This window comes from Oscillibacter sp. CU971 (assembly GCF_905219725.1).
In the GTDB taxonomy this organism is placed as follows: Bacteria; Bacillota; Clostridia; order Oscillospirales; family Oscillospiraceae; genus Oscillibacter.
Genome location: NZ_CAJMXG010000572.1, coordinates 1 through 1,080 on the forward strand (window position 1 = coordinate 1; position 1,080 = coordinate 1,080).

The 1,080-nt window shown below is 44.8% G+C and carries 1 protein-coding gene; it reads right to left on the reverse strand.

The genetic code is table 11. The features are described 5' to 3' along the window. Nucleotides 1-394: 394 nt before the first annotated feature. Nucleotides 395-1,080: primase-like DNA-binding domain-containing protein (locus JX325_RS17545; protein WP_243414173.1), on the reverse strand; the 686-nt coding region annotated here is incomplete at its 5' end.

Below are 1,080 nucleotides of genomic sequence, written 5' to 3' on the forward strand. Positions count from 1 at the left end.
GGTCACAAAATACATCTATCCATTNCGGCCGTAGNGATTGAACCNGGTCATCTTTTCTTCACACCCTGTTGTAATTGGTCACACAGGATTTAGCCATCCGCTGTATCCATTACGGCGCAAGGCTTTTGTGGTTTTTGCTTTGTGCATCTTTTTGGCCTCCAAAAGAAAAAAGATGCACAAATTCTGCCTCTCAGCCGCCATTCTCCCGCGTTTGATCTTCCCGCCTTATCCGGTATGGCTCTGTGTCTCTTTTGATTTTGCGAAAGAGGCACACACATTTTCTTTCAAAAGTTGCAAAAAGTGGATTTTTCAGGTGCTGACATTCCGGCACATATTTCAGATCAAGAAGCAAGAACAATGGCACCCGAGTGACAGGTGCCATTGTTCTCTATATTTAAGTGGTCTTATCTTCACCGCTGATTTCTCCGCAGGTTTCATCTAAAGCCCGCTGAGTCTCATCGTCCATTTTAACAGACGTGGGAAGCAATTCCACATCGTCCTCATTGCCAATGCGTATGAGTCCTTTGTATGTGTCTTTTAACTTAGGCACACAGATTTGCTGAGGGTCGCTCCCGCGATAAGTCGGGTTCATCCAACATTCGAGTTTGTATTCTGAGATTAAAGGCTCCGGCGTATCCATAAGCTTCTTCGGCCGAATGCGCTCTTTACGGCCCTTCGTCATGAAGCCGGGAATCTTACCGGCTTCCGCCATATCAGCAATTTCTTTCACAAATGTATTTCGTCCTTGTACTTTGCCAGACGGCGAGTTCTGAATGAACCACGCCTTATATAAATCATACAAGAATCCAAACGGCAGAAGGCCCCAGACGGTCTCTGGAATCATTTCTTCGACAAAAGACTGAATCGGATTGTTATATTCTTTATAGTCTTCCAAAACCAACCGGCAAGCCGCAGGCTCAGAGAGCTTGTAATAATTCGTGTTTAGAACTTTGAATAAAACGTACTCAAGAACTTCCTTCCGGCTCAGATAATCGTCTTTTATGTACTTCCTGGCCTTACCGGTAAAGCATTTATCGAATGGGATAAACAATTGCCGGCGATAGAAGCTCTCAGACGTAT